Source organism: Micromonospora sp. DT62 (assembly GCF_049847285.1).
Classification (GTDB): domain Bacteria; phylum Actinomycetota; class Actinomycetes; order Mycobacteriales; family Micromonosporaceae; genus Micromonospora; species Micromonospora reichwaldensis.
In genome coordinates this window covers 77,541-94,484 of the sequence record NZ_JBNCOB010000017.1, presented here as the reverse complement: position 1 = coordinate 94,484, position 16,944 = coordinate 77,541, and the positions used below count along the sequence as shown (strand labels likewise).

12 protein-coding genes are annotated in these 16,944 nt (G+C 73.2%); 4 read left to right on the top strand and 8 right to left on the bottom strand.

The window, feature by feature from the left end:
- The first annotated feature begins 11 nt into the window (after positions 1 to 11).
- Complete coding sequence (locus ACPXCB_RS21885) at positions 12 to 941, top strand: TetR family transcriptional regulator (RefSeq protein ID WP_425877421.1); 930 nt, start codon at positions 12 to 14, stop codon at positions 939 to 941.
- A 240-nt stretch (positions 942 to 1,181) separates the two neighbouring features.
- Here ACPXCB_RS21885 and ACPXCB_RS21880 read toward each other — a convergent pair whose 3' ends face one another.
- Positions 1,182 to 2,735: an aminotransferase class I/II-fold pyridoxal phosphate-dependent enzyme gene (locus tag ACPXCB_RS21880; protein WP_425877420.1), complete on the bottom strand. Its 1,554-nt coding sequence runs from the start codon at positions 2,733 to 2,735 to the stop codon at positions 1,182 to 1,184.
- Positions 2,736 to 2,758: 23 nt separating this feature from the next.
- On the bottom strand, positions 2,759 to 4,087 hold the full coding sequence (locus ACPXCB_RS21875) for an NAD(P)/FAD-dependent oxidoreductase (RefSeq protein ID WP_425877458.1): 1,329 nt from the start codon (positions 4,085 to 4,087) through the stop codon (positions 2,759 to 2,761).
- Between the two features lie 394 nt (positions 4,088 to 4,481).
- Here ACPXCB_RS21875 and ACPXCB_RS21870 point away from each other — a divergent pair, with 394 nt between their 5' ends.
- Positions 4,482 to 5,468 carry a serine hydrolase domain-containing protein gene (locus ACPXCB_RS21870; protein WP_425877419.1) on the top strand — a complete coding sequence of 329 codons (987 nt, stop codon included), beginning with the start codon at positions 4,482 to 4,484 and terminating at the stop codon, positions 5,466 to 5,468.
- Between the two features lie 73 nt (positions 5,469 to 5,541).
- Here ACPXCB_RS21870 and ACPXCB_RS21865 read toward each other — a convergent pair whose 3' ends face one another.
- On the bottom strand, positions 5,542 to 7,335 hold the full coding sequence (locus ACPXCB_RS21865) for an ABC transporter ATP-binding protein (protein WP_425877457.1): 1,794 nt from the start codon (positions 7,333 to 7,335) through the stop codon (positions 5,542 to 5,544).
- A gap of 79 nt (positions 7,336 to 7,414) precedes the next feature.
- Between ACPXCB_RS21865 and ACPXCB_RS21860 the strand changes: the two genes are divergently transcribed.
- Entirely contained in the window at positions 7,415 to 7,840 is a 426-nt protein-coding gene (locus tag ACPXCB_RS21860) for a MarR family winged helix-turn-helix transcriptional regulator (protein ID WP_425877418.1), read from the top strand.
- Between the two features lie 170 nt (positions 7,841 to 8,010).
- Positions 8,011 to 9,795 (top strand): N-acetylglutaminylglutamine amidotransferase, encoded by a 1,785-nt coding sequence (locus tag ACPXCB_RS21855; protein ID WP_425877417.1) that lies wholly within the window; start codon positions 8,011 to 8,013, stop codon positions 9,793 to 9,795.
- A 294-nt stretch (positions 9,796 to 10,089) separates the two neighbouring features.
- Here ACPXCB_RS21855 and ACPXCB_RS21850 read toward each other — a convergent pair whose 3' ends face one another.
- The 5 genes from ACPXCB_RS21850 to ACPXCB_RS21830 all read right to left on the bottom strand — a co-directional run bounded on the left by ACPXCB_RS21850 (position 10,090) and on the right by ACPXCB_RS21830 (position 16,939).
- Positions 10,090 to 11,223 (bottom strand): carboxylate-amine ligase, encoded by a 1,134-nt coding sequence (locus ACPXCB_RS21850; RefSeq protein WP_425877416.1) that lies wholly within the window; start codon positions 11,221 to 11,223, stop codon positions 10,090 to 10,092.
- Between the two features lie 101 nt (positions 11,224 to 11,324).
- Positions 11,325 to 12,536 (bottom strand): RNA polymerase sigma factor, encoded by a 1,212-nt coding sequence (locus ACPXCB_RS21845; protein ID WP_425877415.1) that lies wholly within the window; start codon positions 12,534 to 12,536, stop codon positions 11,325 to 11,327.
- A gap of 2 nt (positions 12,537 to 12,538) precedes the next feature.
- A complete protein-coding gene (locus tag ACPXCB_RS21840) occupies positions 12,539 to 12,889 on the bottom strand; it encodes a YciI family protein (protein ID WP_151452929.1) in 351 nt (116 codons plus the stop codon).
- A 115-nt stretch (positions 12,890 to 13,004) separates the two neighbouring features.
- On the bottom strand, positions 13,005 to 15,833 hold the full coding sequence (locus tag ACPXCB_RS21835; RefSeq protein ID WP_425877414.1) for a hypothetical protein: 2,829 nt from the start codon (positions 15,831 to 15,833) through the stop codon (positions 13,005 to 13,007).
- Positions 15,830 to 16,939: an ATP-binding protein gene (locus ACPXCB_RS21830; protein WP_357576343.1), complete on the bottom strand. Its 1,110-nt coding sequence runs from the start codon at positions 16,937 to 16,939 to the stop codon at positions 15,830 to 15,832. Before ACPXCB_RS21830 ends, ACPXCB_RS21835 begins: the two co-directional genes overlap by 4 nt.
- Positions 16,940 to 16,944 lie beyond the last annotated feature (5 nt).

Genomic DNA, 16,944 nt, shown 5'->3' with positions numbered 1-16,944 from the left:
CGCTTGCCGCCATGACCGCCGAGGCGCCCGACGACACGCGTACCCGGATCCTGCGCGCCGCGCTCGACCTGTTCGCCGAGCACGGCTACCAGCGCACCCCGCTGCGCCAGATCGCCGAGCGGCTGCGGCTGACCAAGGCCGCGATCCTCTACCACTTCCCCACCAAGGAGCACCTGCTCACCGCCCTGATCGAGCCGATGGTGGCCGATTTCGAGGCGCTGCTCGACGCGGCCGAGCAGGGGCCGGCCGAGCGGGCCCGGTGGACGGTGCTGGAAGGCTGGGTGGACATCATCCTGGGCCACCGCCGACCACTCGGCATGCTCTTCCACGACATCGCGCTCGTCGGCCGGGGCGACACGTACCACCGCCTGATACGGATCGCGATGCGCGCCAACGACCTGATCGCCGGGCCCGACGCGGGGCGCCGGGAGCGGGTCCGAGCAGTGCAGGCGGTCGCCGCGTGCAGCGATCCGGTCGTCTTCTTCGTCGACGTGCCGGACGCGGTGCTGCGGGCGGACATGCTGGACGGCGTGCGCCGCCTGCTCGGCGACCCGGTCGAGCCCGGCCCGGCTGACGGCACGGACACGCCGGGCGACATGGGCACGCCGGGCGACATGGGCACGCCGGCCGGCACGAGCACGCCGGCGGCAGGCGTCGGCACGGACACGCGGGCGGCCGGGGGCGGCGTGGGCACGGCGGCGGCCGGAGTCGGCAGGGACACGCGGGCGGCCGGCGGTGGCGCGGGTGCACCGACCTCCGGCGGTGGGGCGGCGAAGGGCAGACGCCGGCCCGGTCGGCCTCGGGCGATGAGCCCGGAGCAGGTCGAGGCGGCCCGGCGGATGCACGCCGGGGGCGACCACTCGGCGGACGAGATCGCCGCCGCGCTCGGGGTCTCGCGGGCCACCGTCTACCGTCACCTCGACCCGGCCGCCGCCAAATAATGAGACTGATTCTGCGACGGTTTTGAGAACGGGGCCGCCCCGTGTCTCCCGCGCAAGGCGGAGCGAGCAGCAGGAGGCACCCTCATCCGAGGGTGCCTCCTCTGCGTTGATCCGATGGTGGGCGGTACCGGGATCCGATCACCGCATTGAACGGCTCACAGACCGGAACGGGCATCCGCCGGCTGACGGTCCAGTCCGGGCGCCGGGCATCTCGCCTTCATCGCGTTACGAGACGTTCTCTCAGCGGGGAGCGCTGCCGAAGGCGCTGGAGAGGTACGCCCGGGAGTCGGCGATGGCGCCCTCGATGATCCGGGCCGCCTCGCGGGCCTCCTCGGGCCGGTGCCCGGCCTGCACCTGAAGCCGGAACCGGGACGAGCCGGTCGGGGTCACCGGGAACTCGACCATGAACGCCAGCACCCCCCGGTCGAAGAGCAGGCGGTTCGCCGTCCGCGCCAGCTTCTCGTTGCCGATCAGTAGCGGCACGATCGGTGACGGCTCACCCATGCAGGTCAGACCCCGGCCGGTCAGCTCGTCGCGCAGGGCGTGGATCGCGGTGAAGAGCCGGGCCCGCAGCGCGTCCCCCTCGGCCGACCGGATGATCCTGGTGGCCTCCCGCACCACCGCGGTCTGCACGGGCGACAGCGCGTTGGAGAAGAAGTGCGAGCCGCCGAACATCTTGATGTACTGCTTCAACGCCGGCGAGTTGGATGCGACGAAGCCACCGTTGGAGCAGAACGTCTTGGAGAAGGCGCCCATCACGATGTCGACGCTGCCGAGCAGGTCCTGCATCCCCAGCACGCCCGTGCCACCGGGCCCCATCGAGCCGAGGTCGTGCGCCACGTCGACCAGCAGCGTGGCGTCGTGTTCCCGGCAGACGCGTTGCAGGGTAACGAGGTCCGGCCAGTCCGCGTCCACCGAGAAGAGCCCGTCGGTGACGACCAGGATGCCGTTGCGGGTGTCCGTGGCCCGGATCTCGGTCAGGTGGCGGCGTACCGCCTCGACGTTGAGGTGCTCGTAGCGGACCACGTTCCGGGTGGCCGCCCGTGCCCCCTGCTGGAGGCAGGAGTGGGCCAGCCGGTCGATCAGGATGTGGTCGGACTGCCGGACCAGACCGACGACCGCGCCGAAGCCGGCCGCCCAGCCGGTCGGAAAGAGCGTCACATGGTCGAGCCCGACCAGATCGCCGAGGGCAGCCTCCAGATCGTCGGAGATGCGGGTGTTGCCGAGCACCATCGGCGAGCCGGCGCTGTGCGGCCCGTAGTCGTGCATCGCCTTGGCCGCCGCCTCCCGGATCGCCGGGTGGGTGTTGAACGACAGGTAGTCCTGCGAGTTGAAGTTGATGCCGCGGGCCCGCCGGCCCAGGTCGTTGGTGATCTGGGCGACGCTGTCCGGTGCCGCCTCCAGCACCCGGGAGTACTGCCACGTCTCCGTGCGTCGACGGGCCTGCACCCAGCCGTAGAAGTCCCCGGTGCGGGTCAGCAGGTTGCGGCCGGCGGGTCGGTAGAAGTCGTACGCGTTCTTGTCCAGGGCGTACTCCTCGTCGGGGTCGACGGGGTTGCGCAGGTGGGCCGGCTCCCACATTTCGGTGAGGTCGGCGACCACCTGGGCCAGCTCGTCGTCGGCGCCCTCGAGCGACGCGAGGTCGTCCCACGGGATGTGGGTGGCCCAGTTACGGGTCATCTCGGAGACCTCGGTCGCGGTGCGCGCCATGGTCTCGAAGTCCCGGCAGTGTGCCGCCTTGAGGATGATCCCGATCAGTTCGCCGTCTTCACGCTGGTCCAGCTCGGTGGTCACGGTGTCGTCTCCCTGGTGGATCATCAGGCGAAGAGGTTCTGCTGGTAGCTGCGGGAGGTCTCCGCGAAGTCCTCGAAGACCGCGTGGTCTGCGGAGGACTCCTTCGCGGCGTCGTTGAGCAGGAAGAGGTTGGAGGCCTGGAAGAACTCCGACACCGGCGCGACGTCGGCGTGGGTGGCGATGAACCGGTCGGTCTCCTGCTGGTTGCCCCGCAACGCGACGAACAGTTGCAACTCGTCGTGCCGGTACGGACGCATCTCGGCAAGGGTGCAGACGTAGTCGTGGTAGGCGGCAGCGTTCTGGCTCCGGCGGCGGTCCCCGTAGGCGGTCATCGCCTCGTCGATCGACGCGTCGCCGCGGAGCCACCGGTCGAGTGCGGCGCTGACCAGCTCGGCGTCACGGAAGGCGTGGGTGATGCCGATCGCGGTGCACTGGTCCTTGGCCGACTCGGCGTCACCGACGAGCACCCACCCGGGCCCGTGCAGCGGCCGGAGAAAGGCCGACTGGTCCAGGGTGCCGTAGATGCGTTCCTCCCTGGTCCCCTTGGTGCGCACCACGTCGCCCAGCTCCGGACTGACGAAGTCCAACGCCTTCTGGTAGTTGCCCGGCACGTCACCGCGAAACTCCCGCGACCACTCACTCGGCCCCCAGACCAGGACCATGTTCTGGTCGAAGTTGGTCGGCGCCACCGCGCAGGCCAACCGGCCGCGCCGGTGCAGTTGTGCCGGGCCCAGGTCGAAGCCGGACCAGTAGCTCCAGTAGGCGAACGTGCAGCGGGGCCGCTCGTCGTACTTCGGCAACGCGAGGGTGCGGGCGACGAACGAGTTCCGGCCGTCGGCACCGACCACGATCCGGGCCCGCTCTTCGACCAGCTCTCCGTCGACCGCACGCCCCCGGATACCGACGACCTGCCCGTTCTCGACAATCAGCTCACGAACGGTGAAGTTGGTCCGCACCTCGGCGCCGGCCTTGGCGGCCGCGCCGACCAGGATCTCGTCGAGCACCCGGCGCCGCACGGACGCATAGCTCTGCACCACGCCCGAGTCGTCGCCGTGCAGGTCCCGGAAGTACTCGCGCAGCAGTTCGGTCGGCACCGAGCCGGTCAGCGAGATGCCGTCGTTGACCACCTCGACCGTGGTGTGCGCCGGTGTGACCGCCAGGACCTCGTCCAGCAGTCCCCACCGGTTCAGGTAGGACATCCCGTGCGGCCAGAGGAAGTGCGTCGAGATGACGTCGCTGGGAAACGAGGAGCGGTCCACCACGAGCACCCGGTGTCCGCGCTGGGCGAGCAACAGGGCGGTGGACGCACCCGAACAGCGGGCGCCGATGACGATCGCGTCGTACAACTGAATCGATCCTTCGTTGGTGTGGCGGTGGCGGCGCAGGTAGCAGCGGCGGAAGACCCACCTGAGAGCGGCCCCGGGGTCCGCGGATCGCGCAGGTCACCCGGGTTGCGTACGGCGTCGGCCACCGTTTCCGGTGGCTGCCTCTGCCACACCTACCGATCGAGTCGGTAGGCCCGGCGGAGAGCGTAGCTTATGTCCACAGTGGATTGGAACCGTTCGGAGTGGGTACCCGAGTTCACTTCAGTGGACTGGCGCCGCGAACAGATCGAGCGGATCAACGGCAGCTGCGGACGCGCGGCGGGCCGGGCTTGGCCCTCCCAACCGGGTCGCTGCAAAAGCGGAAACTCCGGTATAACGAGCATGCTGTTCCGCTGGCCGGCATCGCCCCCCTCGGAGTGCCATGACGACGCAGTTGCGTGACCGTCTCGACGACATACTTCGAGCTGGCCAGGTCGACGGTCTGCACACCGTCGCGGCGGTTCGCGGTGGTCACACCGTGCTGGAGTACTACGGGGCCGGTGAGGACTTCGCCTGGGGCGACTCGCTGGGCGTCGTCGAGTTCGGGCCCGGGGTCCTGCACGACATCCGGTCCGTCACCAAGAGCGTGACCGTCCTGTTGTACGGCATCGCGCTCGGCGAAGGGCTGGTCCCGCCGCCGGCGGAGCCGCTCCTGCAGCGGTTCCCGCAGTACCCCGACCTGGCGGCCGACCCCTGGCGTGCCCGGCTCACCGTCGAGCACGCACTGACGATGTCGTTGGGCGTGGAATGGTGCGAAGACCTCCCGTACAACAGCCCGGCCAACGCCGAGATCGCGATGGAGCTGGCGCCGGACCGGTACCGGTACATCCTGGAGCGGCCGATCCTCGAGCCGCCCGGCACCCGATGGACCTACTGCGGCGGTGCCACGGCTCTGCTCGGCCGACTGATCGCCGACGGCACCGGGCAGTCGCTGCCGCAGTACGCGCAGGCCGTGCTGTTCGCGCCGCTGGGCATCGGCAGCTTCGACTGGATGACCGGCGCGGACGCAGTGGCCTCCGCCGCGTCCGGGCTGCGACTCGCGCCCCGCGACCTGGCCCGGATCGGCGAGCTGGTGCTGGCCGGGGGGACCTGGGACGGTCAGCGGATCGTCCCCGCCGACTGGATCCACACGATGCTCCAGCCACGCCTGCAGACCAGCTGGGGCGCGCGGTACGGCTACCAGTGGTACATCGAATCCATCGAGGGCCATCGGCTGGTGGCGGGCATGGGCAACGGCGGCCAACGCCTGTTCGTCCTGCCCGACCTGGACCTCACCGTGGCCATCACCGCCGGCAACTACGACGACCCCGACCAGTGGCGGACCCCGCTCACGGTGCTGGCACGGGTCATCCTTCCCGCAATGGCTTGACGGCAGCGCGCCCGCCGGTCAGCCCACCGGCGGGGCACACCTCTGGCGTGCACAGGAGTCGGACTCTGACACGTCAGGCGGCCAGGGTGGCGTAGCGGCCGGCGCGCTCCAGCAGGCCGTCGTGGCTGCCGGACTCGACGATCCGGCCGTGGTCGAGCACCGCGATCCGGTCCGCGTTGCGCACCGTGGAGAGCCGGTGCGCGATGGTGATGGTGGTACGCCCCCGGGCCACCTCGTCGAACGCCCGCTGCACCGCGCGCTCGGTCTCGGTGTCCAGCGCGCTGGTGGCCTCGTCGAGGATCAGGATGCGCGGGTCGCGCAGCAGCGTACGGGCGATCGCGAGGCGCTGCTTCTCGCCGCCGGAGAAGCGGTGTCCCCGCGAGCCGACCATGGTGTCGTAGCCGTCGGGCAGCCCGGCGATCAGGTCGTGGATCTGGGCGGCGCGGGCGGCGGCCTCGATCTCGGCGTCGGTGGCGTCCGGCCGGGCGTAGCGCAGGTTCTCCCGCACGGTGGTGTGCAGCAGGTACGTCTCCTGGCTGACCACGCCGACGATCGCGGCCAGATCGGCCAGGCGCAGGTCGCGCAGGTCGACGCCGTCGACGGTGATCCGGCCGCTCGTCGGGTCGTGCAGGCGGCTGATCAGCGCGGCCAGGGTGCTCTTGCCGGAGCCGGTCTCGCCGACCAGTGCCAGGCCGCTGCCGGCCGGCACGTCGAGGGTGATCCCGGCGACGGCGGCGGTGTCGCTGCCCGGGTAGCGGAAGGTGACGTCGCTCAGGCGCAGCTCGCCCCGGATCCGGCGCGGGTCGACGTCGACCGGCTCGGCGGGGTCGTCCACCTCGACCGGCAGGTCCAGGTACTCGAAGATCCGGGCGAACAGCGCCAGCGAGGCGGTCACGGAGACGCCCACGTTGAGCAGGCCCATCAGGGGGCGGAACAGCCCGCCCTGCAACGCGGTGAAGGCGACCAGGGTGCCGATGCTGAGCGTGCCGGCGGCGCCGGGCAGCCCGGCGCTGAGGTAGATGACCGCCGGGATGGCGGCGAAGACGACGCTCATGGTGGCCATCCGCCAGCGGCCGGCGAGTTCGGAGCGCAGTTCCAGGTCCACCAGGCGGTCCGACGAGGCGGCGAAGCGGGCGGCCAGGGCGGGGCCGGTGCCCAGCGTCTTGGCCAGGTGCACGCCGCTGACGGACAGCCCCTCCTCGACGGTGACGTTGAGGTCGGCGAGTTCGCGCTGGCGTTGCGCGGTGATCTCGCGGCGCAGGTGGGCGACGCGTCGGGTCAGCCAGATGGCCGGCGGCAGCACGACGAGCGAGACCAGCGAGAGCCGCCAGGAGAGCGCGACCATCGCCGCCGCCGTCGCGACGACGGTGGTCAGGTTGGCCGCGATCGAGGTGGCGGTCGAGGTGACCACGCTCTGCATGCCGCCGATGTCGTTGGTGATGCGGGACTGCACCTCGCCGGTGCGGGTGCGGGTGAAGAACGCCAGGGACTGCCGTTGCAGATGGGTGAAGACGTCGGTGCGCAGCCGGTGCATGACCTGCTGGCCGACCCGGGTGGAGATCCAGGTCTGGAGCACGCCGAGCACCGAGGTCACGGCGGCGACGGCGACCATGCCGGCCACCAGCCAGCCCAACAGCGGCAGGTCACGCTCGGGCAGGGCCCGGTCGATCACGGCGCGGAGCAGGAAGGGCGAGGCCATGGCGAGCACCGAGGAGACCACGATGATCGCGGTGACGGTGGCGAGCGCCGCCCGGTGCCGGGCGAAGAGCGCGCCGATGCGCCGCAGGGACACCTGGCGGGCCTGCGCCTTCTCGGCGGCGCTGACCTTGCGGGGGCCGCGGTCGCGGCCGGAGGGGACGGGTTCCAAGGGATACTTCCTCACGTAGGAGATGCTGAGGTTGCCTCAACATGAGGGAACAACAGCTCCTGCTGCTACCGTATTCCCCGTGACGGCAGACACGGACGACGCCGGGGACGGCCTCGCCGAGGCGTTCTGGGCGGTGACCCGGCGGCTGCGCCACCGCACCCGCGAGGCGCTCGCGCCCTGGGACGTCACGCCCGGGCAGTCCCGGGCGCTCGGCATGCTGATGCGGCACGACTCGCTGCGGCTCAGCGCGCTCGCCGAGCACCTGCGCATCGCCCCGCGCTCGGCCACCGAGGTCGTCGACGACCTCGAGGCGCGCGGGCTCGTGCGGCGCCGGCCCGATCCGGCGGACCGGCGCGCCACCCTGGTCGCGCCGACCGAGGAGGGCACGCGCGCCGGCGCCGCCATCCACGCCGCCCGCCGGGCCGCCGCCGAGGACCTGTTCGGCCGCCTCGCACCCGCCGACCGGGAACAGCTCGCCCGCATCCTGCGTACGCTGCGCGACTGACCGCCCGACGCGCGCGGCACCGGGGTTTGCCGCCCCCGGCGGCGGGTAGCCCAGCCACCCGTCCTGCCGACGGGACCGGGTCCCCCGAGCGGGCGGCCCGGCACACCTGCGACGCCGACAGGAGTGATCACGGTGGGTCGGATGCCCCGGAAGCCCGGTGACCGCTGACGATGTGCGGCATCAGTGGCGAGGCGAGGTTCGACGGGTCGACGCCGGACGCCGGCGCGGTGACCCGGATGACCGAGGCGATGCGCTCCCGGGGCCCCGACGGGGAGGGCCTCTTCGACGACGGCTGGGTGATCCTCGGGCACCGCCGGCTCACCATCATCGACCTCACCGAGGCCGGCTCCCAGCCGATGGTCCGCGACGACCTGGGGCTGGCGCTGGTCTTCAACGGCTGCGTCTACAACTATCCCCAGCTGCGCGAGGAGCTTCGCGGCGCCGGGCACACGTTCCACTCCACCAGCGACACCGAGGTCGTCCTGGTGGCGTACGCGCAGTGGGGCGAGCACTTCGTCGACCACCTGGTCGGCATGTTCGCCGTCGTGCTGGTGGACCGGCGGCGGCGCCGGCTCGTGCTGGCCCGCGACCGGCTCGGCATCAAGCCGCTCTACCTCGCCGAATCATCCGGCCGGCTGCGGTTCGCCTCCACCCTGCCGGCGCTGCTGCGCGCCGGCGACGTGGACACCTCGATCGACCCGGTGGCGCTGCACCACTACCTCTCCTGGCACTCCATCGTCCCGGCGCCCCGCACCGTCCTGCGCGGCATCCGCAAGCTCCCCCCGGCCACCGTACGCGTCGTCGAGGCCGACGGGCGCAGCCGCCAGCACGTCTACTGGCGGCCCGACTACGCGCGGGACCCCGCCCACGCCGGCATGGACGCCGGGGACTGGCGGGCCGCCGTCGGGGAGGCGCTGCGCGAAGCGGTACGGCGGCGGCTCGTCGCCGACGTCCCCGTCGGCGTGCTGCTCTCCGGCGGCCTGGACTCCAGCATGATCGTGGCGCTGCTGGCCGAGGCCGGGCAGCGGCACCTGCAGACCTTCAGCATCGGCTTCGACAGCCGCGGCGGCGAGGCCGGCGACGAGTTCCACTACTCCGACCTGGTCGCCCGCACGTTCGGTACCGACCACCACCGCATCCGGCTCGCCGACGACGACCTGGTCCCGGCGGTACGGCGGACCGTGCACGCGATGACCGAGCCGATGGGCAGCCACGACGTGGTCGCCTTCCACCTGCTCTCCGAGCAGGTCGCCCGACACGTCAAGGTGGCCCAGTCCGGCCAGGGCGCCGACGAGGTCTTCGCCGGCTACGGCTACCACCAGCCCCTCACGCGGGTGCCCCGCGACGACGCGGCGGCCACCTTCGCCGACGCGTTCTTCGACCGGGACCACGCCGAGCTGAGCCGGGTGGTGGACCCGGCGTACGCCTGCGACCGCGACGCCAGCCGCGAACTGCTCGCGGCGGACCTGGCCGCGCCGGGCGCGCAGACGGCGCTGGACGCGGTGCTGCGCATGGACACCCACCTGATGCTGCCCGACGACCCGGTCAAGCGGGTGGACAGCATGAGCATGGCGTGGGGGCTGGAGGTGCGCACCCCGTTCCTGGACCAGGACCTGGTGGCCCTGGCTGCGGCCTGCCCACCCGAGCACAAGGTGGCCGACGGTGGCAAGGGCGTACTCAAGGAGGTGGCCCGCCAGGTGCTGCCCGTCGAGGTGGTCGACCGGCCGAAGGGCTACTTCCCGGTGCCGGCGCTGCGCAACGTCGACGGGCCGGTGCGGCAGCTCGTCGCCGAGGCCCTCGCCGCGCCCGCCGCCCGCGAGCGCCGCCTGTTCCGCCGCGAGTACGTCGCCGAGCTGCTCGCCGAGCCGGACCGGGCGCAGGCCGCCGCCGGCAGCAACAAGTTGTGGCAGCTCGGCCTGCTGGAACTCTGGCTCCAGTCCCACGACATCCGCTGACCGCCTCCCGGCCGACGCGCACCGCGGTCGCCGGTTGCGGCGACGCCGTCGAGCCCACGAGTGGAACACCACGGGTCTCTCCACCGCCCGGTGACACCCGTGGTGTTCCACCGGCCCGCTGCCGCCACCGGCCAGCTGACGCCACCGGGTTGCTGACGCCACCGGGTTGCGGCTCGCGCCGGGCGGGACGGGTCAGGCGGCACAGCTCAAGCGGCGCGGGGTCAGGCGGCGCAGGTCACGCAGCGCAGGTCAGGGCGGCGCAGGTCAGGGCGGCGCAGGTCAGGGCGGCGCGGGTCAGGCGGCGCGGGTCTCGGCGGCCAGGTGGTCCAGGACGGCGCGCACGTCGTCGCCGGTGCGGGCCATGACCCGGCGCTGCCGGGTGGCGCCGTTGCCGTCGCGCCGCAGCCGGACCAGCTGGTCGCGTACGTAGTCGAGGTCGCCGTGGCGGACCAGCGCCGGCGCGACCGTGTCGACGAGCTCACCGACCAGGTCCCAGGCGGGACGGGCGACGCCGGCGCGCAGGTCGATCAGGTCGCCCTCCAGCCCGTCGTGGGCGGCCCGCCAGTGCGCGGCGGAGACCAGGCAGTCCCGGATCCGTCGGGCGGGGACCCCGGCGCGGGCGTCGTCGGCCATCGTCGCGACGAGCGCACGGACCAGCCCGGCGACCAGCACGGTGTCGTCCACCGCCGGGCAGACGTCGCCCACCCGCACCTCCACGGTGGGGTACGCGGCCGACGGGCGCGCGTACCAGTAGACCATCGCCGCGTCGAGCATGATCCCGGCGTCGATCAGCTCCGCCACCGTCGCGTCGTAGTCGGCGACCGACTCGAAGTGCGGGGTCGGCCCGATGCTGGGCCAGCGTTCCAGCTGCATGGAGCGCCAACTGGCGTGCCCGGTGTCGCGCCCGTCGTGCAGCGGCGAGTTGGCGGTGATCGCCTGCACCACCGGCAGCCAGGGGCGCAGGTGGTTGCAGACCTGGATGGCCAGTTCGCGGTCGGGCATCCCGACGTGCACGTGGCAGCCGCAGACGGCGGGGTCGTGCGCCACCGGCCCGAACCGCCGGGACATGGCGTGGTAGCGCGGTTTGTCCGGCACCGTCCGGTGCGGCTCGTGCACGGGCGTGGCACCGACCGCGACGAGCCGCGCCCCGGCGGCCTCGGCCGCGTCGCCGACGGAGCGGCGCAGCGCCACCAGGTGCGCGCGCAGCTCGGCCAGGTCGGCGGTGACCGGCGTGACCATCTCCACCATGCTGTGCCGGAACTCCTGCCGGCTCTGGTCCCGCGCGCTGCCGGACAGGGCGGTGAGCACCCGGTCGGCGACCGGCAGGCTCTCCCCGGTCTGCGGATCGAGCAGGAGGTACTCCTCCTCGACCCCGAGCGTCAGCGTGGTCTGGTCGGAAGCGGTGGCAAGTGCCGGACGGTACGTCATGGGCGCTCGCGTCCGTTCGTCGGGCGACGCGCCGGGCGCCGCGCTGCCGGACGACCCGAGTTCCCGGCCCGCTGCCTGGGCAAACGCGCGGGGCGAGGGCGTCATCCGCCCGTCAGTACCGAGCTCGCCCGGCTGTCCAGGAAGGCGCGTTCGGCCGCGTTGTCCGTCCGCTCGGCGGCCGTCCGGTACGCCCGCGCCGCCTCCCCCGCCCGGCCGAGCCGCCGCAGCAGGTCCGCCCGGACGGCGTGGAACACGTGGTACCCAGCCAGGTCGAGCCGCTCGACGGCCGCCAGCCCCGCTGCCGGCCCGGCCACCTCGGCGAGCGCGACGGCCCGGTTCAGCGCCACCACCGGCCCCGGGGCGTACGCGGTGAGCTGGTCGTACAGCCGGAGGATCTGCGCCCAGTCGGTGCCGGCGGCGCCGGGCGCGTCGCTGTGCACGGCGGCGATCGCGGCCTGGATCTGGTACGGCCCCGGCCGGTCGCGGCGCAGGCAGCGGCGGACCAGGGCCTGCCCCTCGCCGACGAGCCCGGCGTCCCACCGGCGGCGGTCCTGCTCGGGCAGCGGCACCAGCGCGCCGTCGGCCGTGGTGCGGGCGGGGCGGCGCGCCTCGGTGAGCAGCATCAGCGCCAGCAGCCCCAGCGCCTCGGGCTCGTCCGGCATGAGCCGCACCAGCAGCCGGCCGAGCCGGATCGCCTCGCCGCACAGGTCGTCGCGGACCAGCCGGTCGCCGGAGCTGGCGGTGTGCCCCTCGGTGAAGATCAGGTAGAGCACGGCCAGCACGGCGGGGAGCCGGTCCGGCAGGTCGGCGTCGCCGGGCACCCGGTACGGGATCCCGGCGTCGCGGATCTTGGCCTTGGCCCGGACGATCCGCTGGGCCATGGTCGCCTCCGGCACCAGGAACGCCCGGGCGATCTCGGCGGTGCCCAGCCCGCCCAGCAGCCGCAGGGTCAACGCGACCCGGGCGGCGGGGCCGAGCGCCGGATGGCAGCAGGTGAAGATGAGGCGGAGCCGGTCGTCGCGCACGGGTCCCTCCTCGGCCGGTACGTCGCGGACGTGCAGCAGGGCGGCCTGGGCGTGCCGGTCGGCGCGGGAGGCCTCCCGGCGCAGCCGGTCGACGGCCCGGTTCCGGGCGGTGGTGATGATCCAGCCGGCCGGGCTGGGCGGCGGCCCGTTCTCGGGCCACCGTGCCACCGCCACCGTGAACGCCTCCTGCACCGCCTCCTCGGCGAGGTCGATGTCGCCGAGGAGGCGGACCAGGACGGCGACCGCGCGGCCGTACTCCGCGCGGAACACCGCCTCCACGTCGGGCATGGTCAGCTCTCGCCCTGGAAGGGGCGCACCTCGATCGGCAGGGTGGTGGCCAGCGCGTACCGGCGGCCCCACGCCAGCGCGGCGTCGAGGTCGGGCGCCCGGAGGATGGTGATCCCGCCGAGGTGTTCCTTGCCCTCGACGAACGGCCCGTCGGTGACCAGCACCTCGCCGTCGGACGGCCGCAGCACGGTCGCCGTGTCGGGCGCGTGCAGCCCCTGGCCGAACACCCAGCAGCCGGACGCCTCCAGCTCCTCCCGGATGGCGCCCAGCTCACGCATCACCCCGGCCAGGAACTCCGGGTCCGGCAGCCCGTCACCGTCGGGCTGGTGGATGCTGAGCAGGTACTGCTTCATGGCCCCTCCTCGCGTCGGCGGCCGGCGGCGCCGCCGGCCTCTCATCCTCCACACGAACGGGGCGGGCCAGGATCGACAACCCGCCGGAAATTGGTCCGTCGACGGCCGGCGTCGGTCAGCGCGGGGTGGCCGCCAGCAGGCCGGCCACGGCGTCGACGGTCTCCGGATGCGCGGCCAGCAGCGCGGTCAGGCCGGCGGGAACGGCGGTGGTGGCGGCGTCCACCTCGCGCCAGCCGCCGTCGCAACCGAGCAGCGCGGCGACGGCGTCCACGCTCTGCGGGTGGGCCGCCAGCAGGGCGGCGACCGGCCCGGACACGGTGGCGGGGACCGCCGGCGTCGACGGCGGCGGCGAGGCCGACCACGGCGGCACCCAGGCGTCCAGCGCGGCCAGCGAGCCGGGGAACGTACGCCCCGCCTCCCGCACCAGCAGCGGCACCAGCTCCGCGCCGTGCTCGCGCAGCGTGGTGATCAGGGTGGGCAGCCACGGCAGCAGGACCGGGTCGGGCAACCGGGCGAACGCGGACGACATCACCTCCACGACGAACGGCGCGAGCCCCGGCACCGGCTCCAGGGCCTGCACGAAGCCGCTGAGGTACTGCGGGAAGGCGGGCACCACCAGCGGGTTGGCGAGCAGCGCGGCGCACCGCTCGCGCAACTCGGCCAAGGGCAGCAGGCCCAACTGGTGCCGGACGGCCCAGAGCAGCGCCACCTTGGCCGGCGCCTCCGGATGGGACTGCGCGACCGCGAGTTCGAGCTGGGACCGGTCGCAGCCCAGGGAGAGCGCCAGGCTCTCCATGCCGAACAGGAAGCCCAGCATGGCGCCGACCTGACGCACGCCGCTCTCCTCGTCGAGGAACGCGGTGGGCAGCAGGGTGCAGTAGTGCGCGTACCCGGTGGTCACGAACGCCTCGCACCAGGCCGGCAGCGGCCCGGTGGCACGGTGGTGGGCCAGCAGCCGCCGGATCCGGCGCAGCACCTCGGGGGCGTCGTCGACGGTGCGTTCGGCGGCGAGCAGCTCCACCGCCCGGGCGCCGAGCTCGTCGACCAGGCGCGGGCTGTCGAGCAGCCGGATGGCGTCCTCGACGGCCCCCAGCGCGACCGAGGCCGTCGCCTCCGGGCCCCGCACGGCGCGACGCAGGCGCTGCTCCAGCACCTGCTCGACGGTCACCCCCTCGTAGCCCAGCTCGATCAGCGCCCGCTGGCTGCGGCCGAGGGCCAGGTCCCAGCTCTCCTGGATCGAGCGCTGCCCCAACCGGCGCTCGCCCATGATGGGCCGGACCGCGTCGCGGGGCAGCAGGTGCCGCAGCCGCCACAGCAGATCCGAGCAGGGCGCCAGCTCGGGGTTGGCCCGCAGGTCCACCAGGGCCCGCTGGATCGTGCGCTTCTCCAGGTCCAGCCCGAGCGGGGCGAGCCGGTCGTGGACGTCGCGGGCGAGCGGCGGAAGGGCCTCGTAGCCCACCTGACCGACCCGGTCGCCGCCGAACAGGATCTCGCAGAGCCGGCGGACGTCCCGGCGGCCCGGGACGACGTCCTTCTCGATGCAGGTGACCGCCGCGTCGGCGAAGTCGTACGGCGTGGGGCGCGCGCGGTTGCGCAGGCCGGCGAGGAGGATCGAGGTCTCGAAGACGGCGATCGCGTCGGCGGTGCTGGCCAGGTAGCCGTTGCGCCGGGCCAGCCGGACGATGTCGACGCACCAGCCGCGCAGCTCCGCCTCGTCCAGGCCCTGCGTCGCCGGCGGCTGCGCCAGGTAGCCGGAGAGCCGGTCGGCGACTTCGGCGGCGGGTGCGGGCGCCGGGGTGGCGCGGCGGCGGCCACCGGTGCGGGTCCGGCCGCCCCGCTGCCCCTCCAGCCGGAACGGGCTCAGCTTGGTGCGGGCGACCGCCCTCGTCCAGGTGGCGGAGGCGATCGACACCGATCCGGGCGCGAGGCCGAACTGCGCCTCGATGGCGGAGTGGCTGGACGGGATGAGCCCGTAGTGCCACCGGGTGCCGGTGCGCGGGCCGATCTCGAAGGGGGCGTCGGCCCGCAACCCGAACTGCTCCACCCGGCTGGCGGCGTGGAACGCGCCGCAGACGTAGAGGCAGTCGGCGGGGTCGGCCCCGGAGGCGGCGAGGTGCTGCCGCATCCGGGTCCACATGTAGCGCTCGCGGTCCTCGTCGCGGTCCTGCCGCTCCGCCCCGGCTGGGCGCAGCCGCCGGAACAGGCTGCCGATCAGCACCATCACCTGCCGGTAGGTGTCGTGGTCGGCGTCGGCCAGCGGCTGCTCGACGTACTGGTCCCACCACTCCGACCAGTGCCGGACCTTGCCGTGGTGCAGGAGGTACGCCTCCAGCTCCGCGAAGCGGGGCCGCAGGTCGCCGATCTCGACGCCGACCGCGTCGCCGTGCAGGGCAGCCTCCTCCCCCGCCGGCGCGGCGGCCTCGACGTCCCCGCCGGCCGGGGCCTCGTCGGCGGGGCGGCGCGGCGACCACTGGAAGACGTGGTCGGTGGAGCGGTCCACCAGCACCAGCTCGACGCCCGGCGTCTCCAGCGCGTACGCGATGGCCTGGTATTCGGCGCTGGCCTCGGTGATCGGCGCGACCACGCTGAGCGGTCCCCAGTCGGCCGGGAAGCCGTCCAGCTGCGAGGCGAAGGCCTGCACGGCCACCGGGAGACTGCAGTTGCGCAGCTCGCCCAGCAGCGGCTGGAGGTCCTCGCAGAGCTCCAGGTAGATCACCTTCGGCTGCTTCGCGCGCAGCCTGCGGACCATGGCCAGCGCGGACGCCGGGGAGTGGTGGCAGACCGGGAAGATCTCCAGTTCCTCGCCGAGGGCGCGGTCGACGTCGTCGACGATGCCGGCCAGGATCTCCGCGACGGCGCCCGAGCTGCCGGCGAAGGCGCCCGCGGCGGCCGTGAGCTGCTCGCGCAGCGCGCCGAACGGCCCGGCGGTGGTGGGGGCGGTCACGACAGGGCGGCGATCGCCTGGCGGCCACCGTCGAGGAAGCCCTCCCAGCCGCCGTCCTGCTTGGCGCGCGGCTCGACCACCCCGTGCAGGTACTTGTTGAGGATCGCCAGATCCTCCGGGCTGCGCCGGGCCAGCGAGCCGACCAGCGACCCGGCCAGCGTCGCGGCGCGCAGGGTGCGGTCGCCGAAGAACTGGCTGTGCAGGATGGCGTCCTCCAGGACGCCGATCTGTTCGGCGGTGGACAGCGCCGACTCCAGCTTCTCGTCGTCGCTGGTCGCCGAGGTGGCGGCGGCGCGCAGGTCGGCGAAGCTCTGCAACAGGATGTCGAGCAGGGTGGGCGGCACGTCCAGCGTGATCTGGTGGCGGCGCAGCAGCTCCTCGGTGCGGAAGCGGACGATCTCGGCCTCGCTGCGCTTGTTGGTCACCACCGGGATCCGGACGAAGTTGAACCGCCGCTTGAGCGCGGAGGAGAGGTCGTTCACGCCCCGGTCCCGGCTGTTCGCGGTGGCGATGATCGAGAAGCCGGGCTTGGCGAAGACGATGTTGTCGTGGTCCAGCTCCGGGATGGAGACGTACTTCTCCGACAGGATCGAGATCAGCGCGTCCTGCACGTCGCTGGTGGAACGGGTCAGCTCCTCGAACCGGCCGACGGTGCCCTGCTCCATCGCCGTCATGATGGGCGAGGGGATCATCGACTCCCGGGACTGGCCCCGCGCGATGACCATGGAGACGTTCCACGAGTACTTGATGTGGTCCTCGGTGGTGCCGGCGGTGCCCTGGACCACCAGGGTCGAGTTGCGGCAGACGGCGGCGGACAGCAGCTCGGCCAGCCAGCTCTTGCCGGTGCCCGGGTCGCCGATCAGCAGCAGGCCCCGGTCCGACGCCAGGGTCACGATGCTGCGTTCGACGAACGTACGGTCGCCGAACCACTTCTGCGGGATCTCTCGGTCGAGCCCGTCGGCCCGTTCCGAGCCGAGGATGAACAGGCGGACCATCCGCGGGCTCAGCCGCCACGAGAACGGCTTCGGATCGGTGTCGACCGACTCCAGGAAGTCGAGTTCCTCGGCGTACTTGACCTCGGCGGGGGCACGGAGCATCTCGGACATGAGGG

Bases quoted from the DNA above. Each gene is read 5' to 3' on its own strand.
- ACPXCB_RS21885 (WP_425877421.1), top strand. From the start codon at position 12: ATGACCGCCGAGGCGCCCGACGACACGCGTACCCGGATCCTGCGCGCC.
- ACPXCB_RS21870 (WP_425877419.1), top strand. From the start codon at position 4,482: ATGACGACGCAGTTGCGTGACCGTCTCGACGACATACTTCGAGCTGGC.
- ACPXCB_RS21855 (WP_425877417.1), top strand. From the start codon at position 8,011: ATGTGCGGCATCAGTGGCGAGGCGAGGTTCGACGGGTCGACGCCGGAC.
- ACPXCB_RS21850 (WP_425877416.1), bottom strand. From the start codon at position 11,223: ATGACGTACCGTCCGGCACTTGCCACCGCTTCCGACCAGACCACGCTG.
- ACPXCB_RS21845 (WP_425877415.1), bottom strand. From the start codon at position 12,536: ATGCCCGACGTGGAGGCGGTGTTCCGCGCGGAGTACGGCCGCGCGGTC.
- ACPXCB_RS21840 (WP_151452929.1), bottom strand. From the start codon at position 12,889: ATGAAGCAGTACCTGCTCAGCATCCACCAGCCCGACGGTGACGGGCTG.
- ACPXCB_RS21830 (WP_357576343.1), bottom strand. From the start codon at position 16,939: ATGTCCGAGATGCTCCGTGCCCCCGCCGAGGTCAAGTACGCCGAGGAA.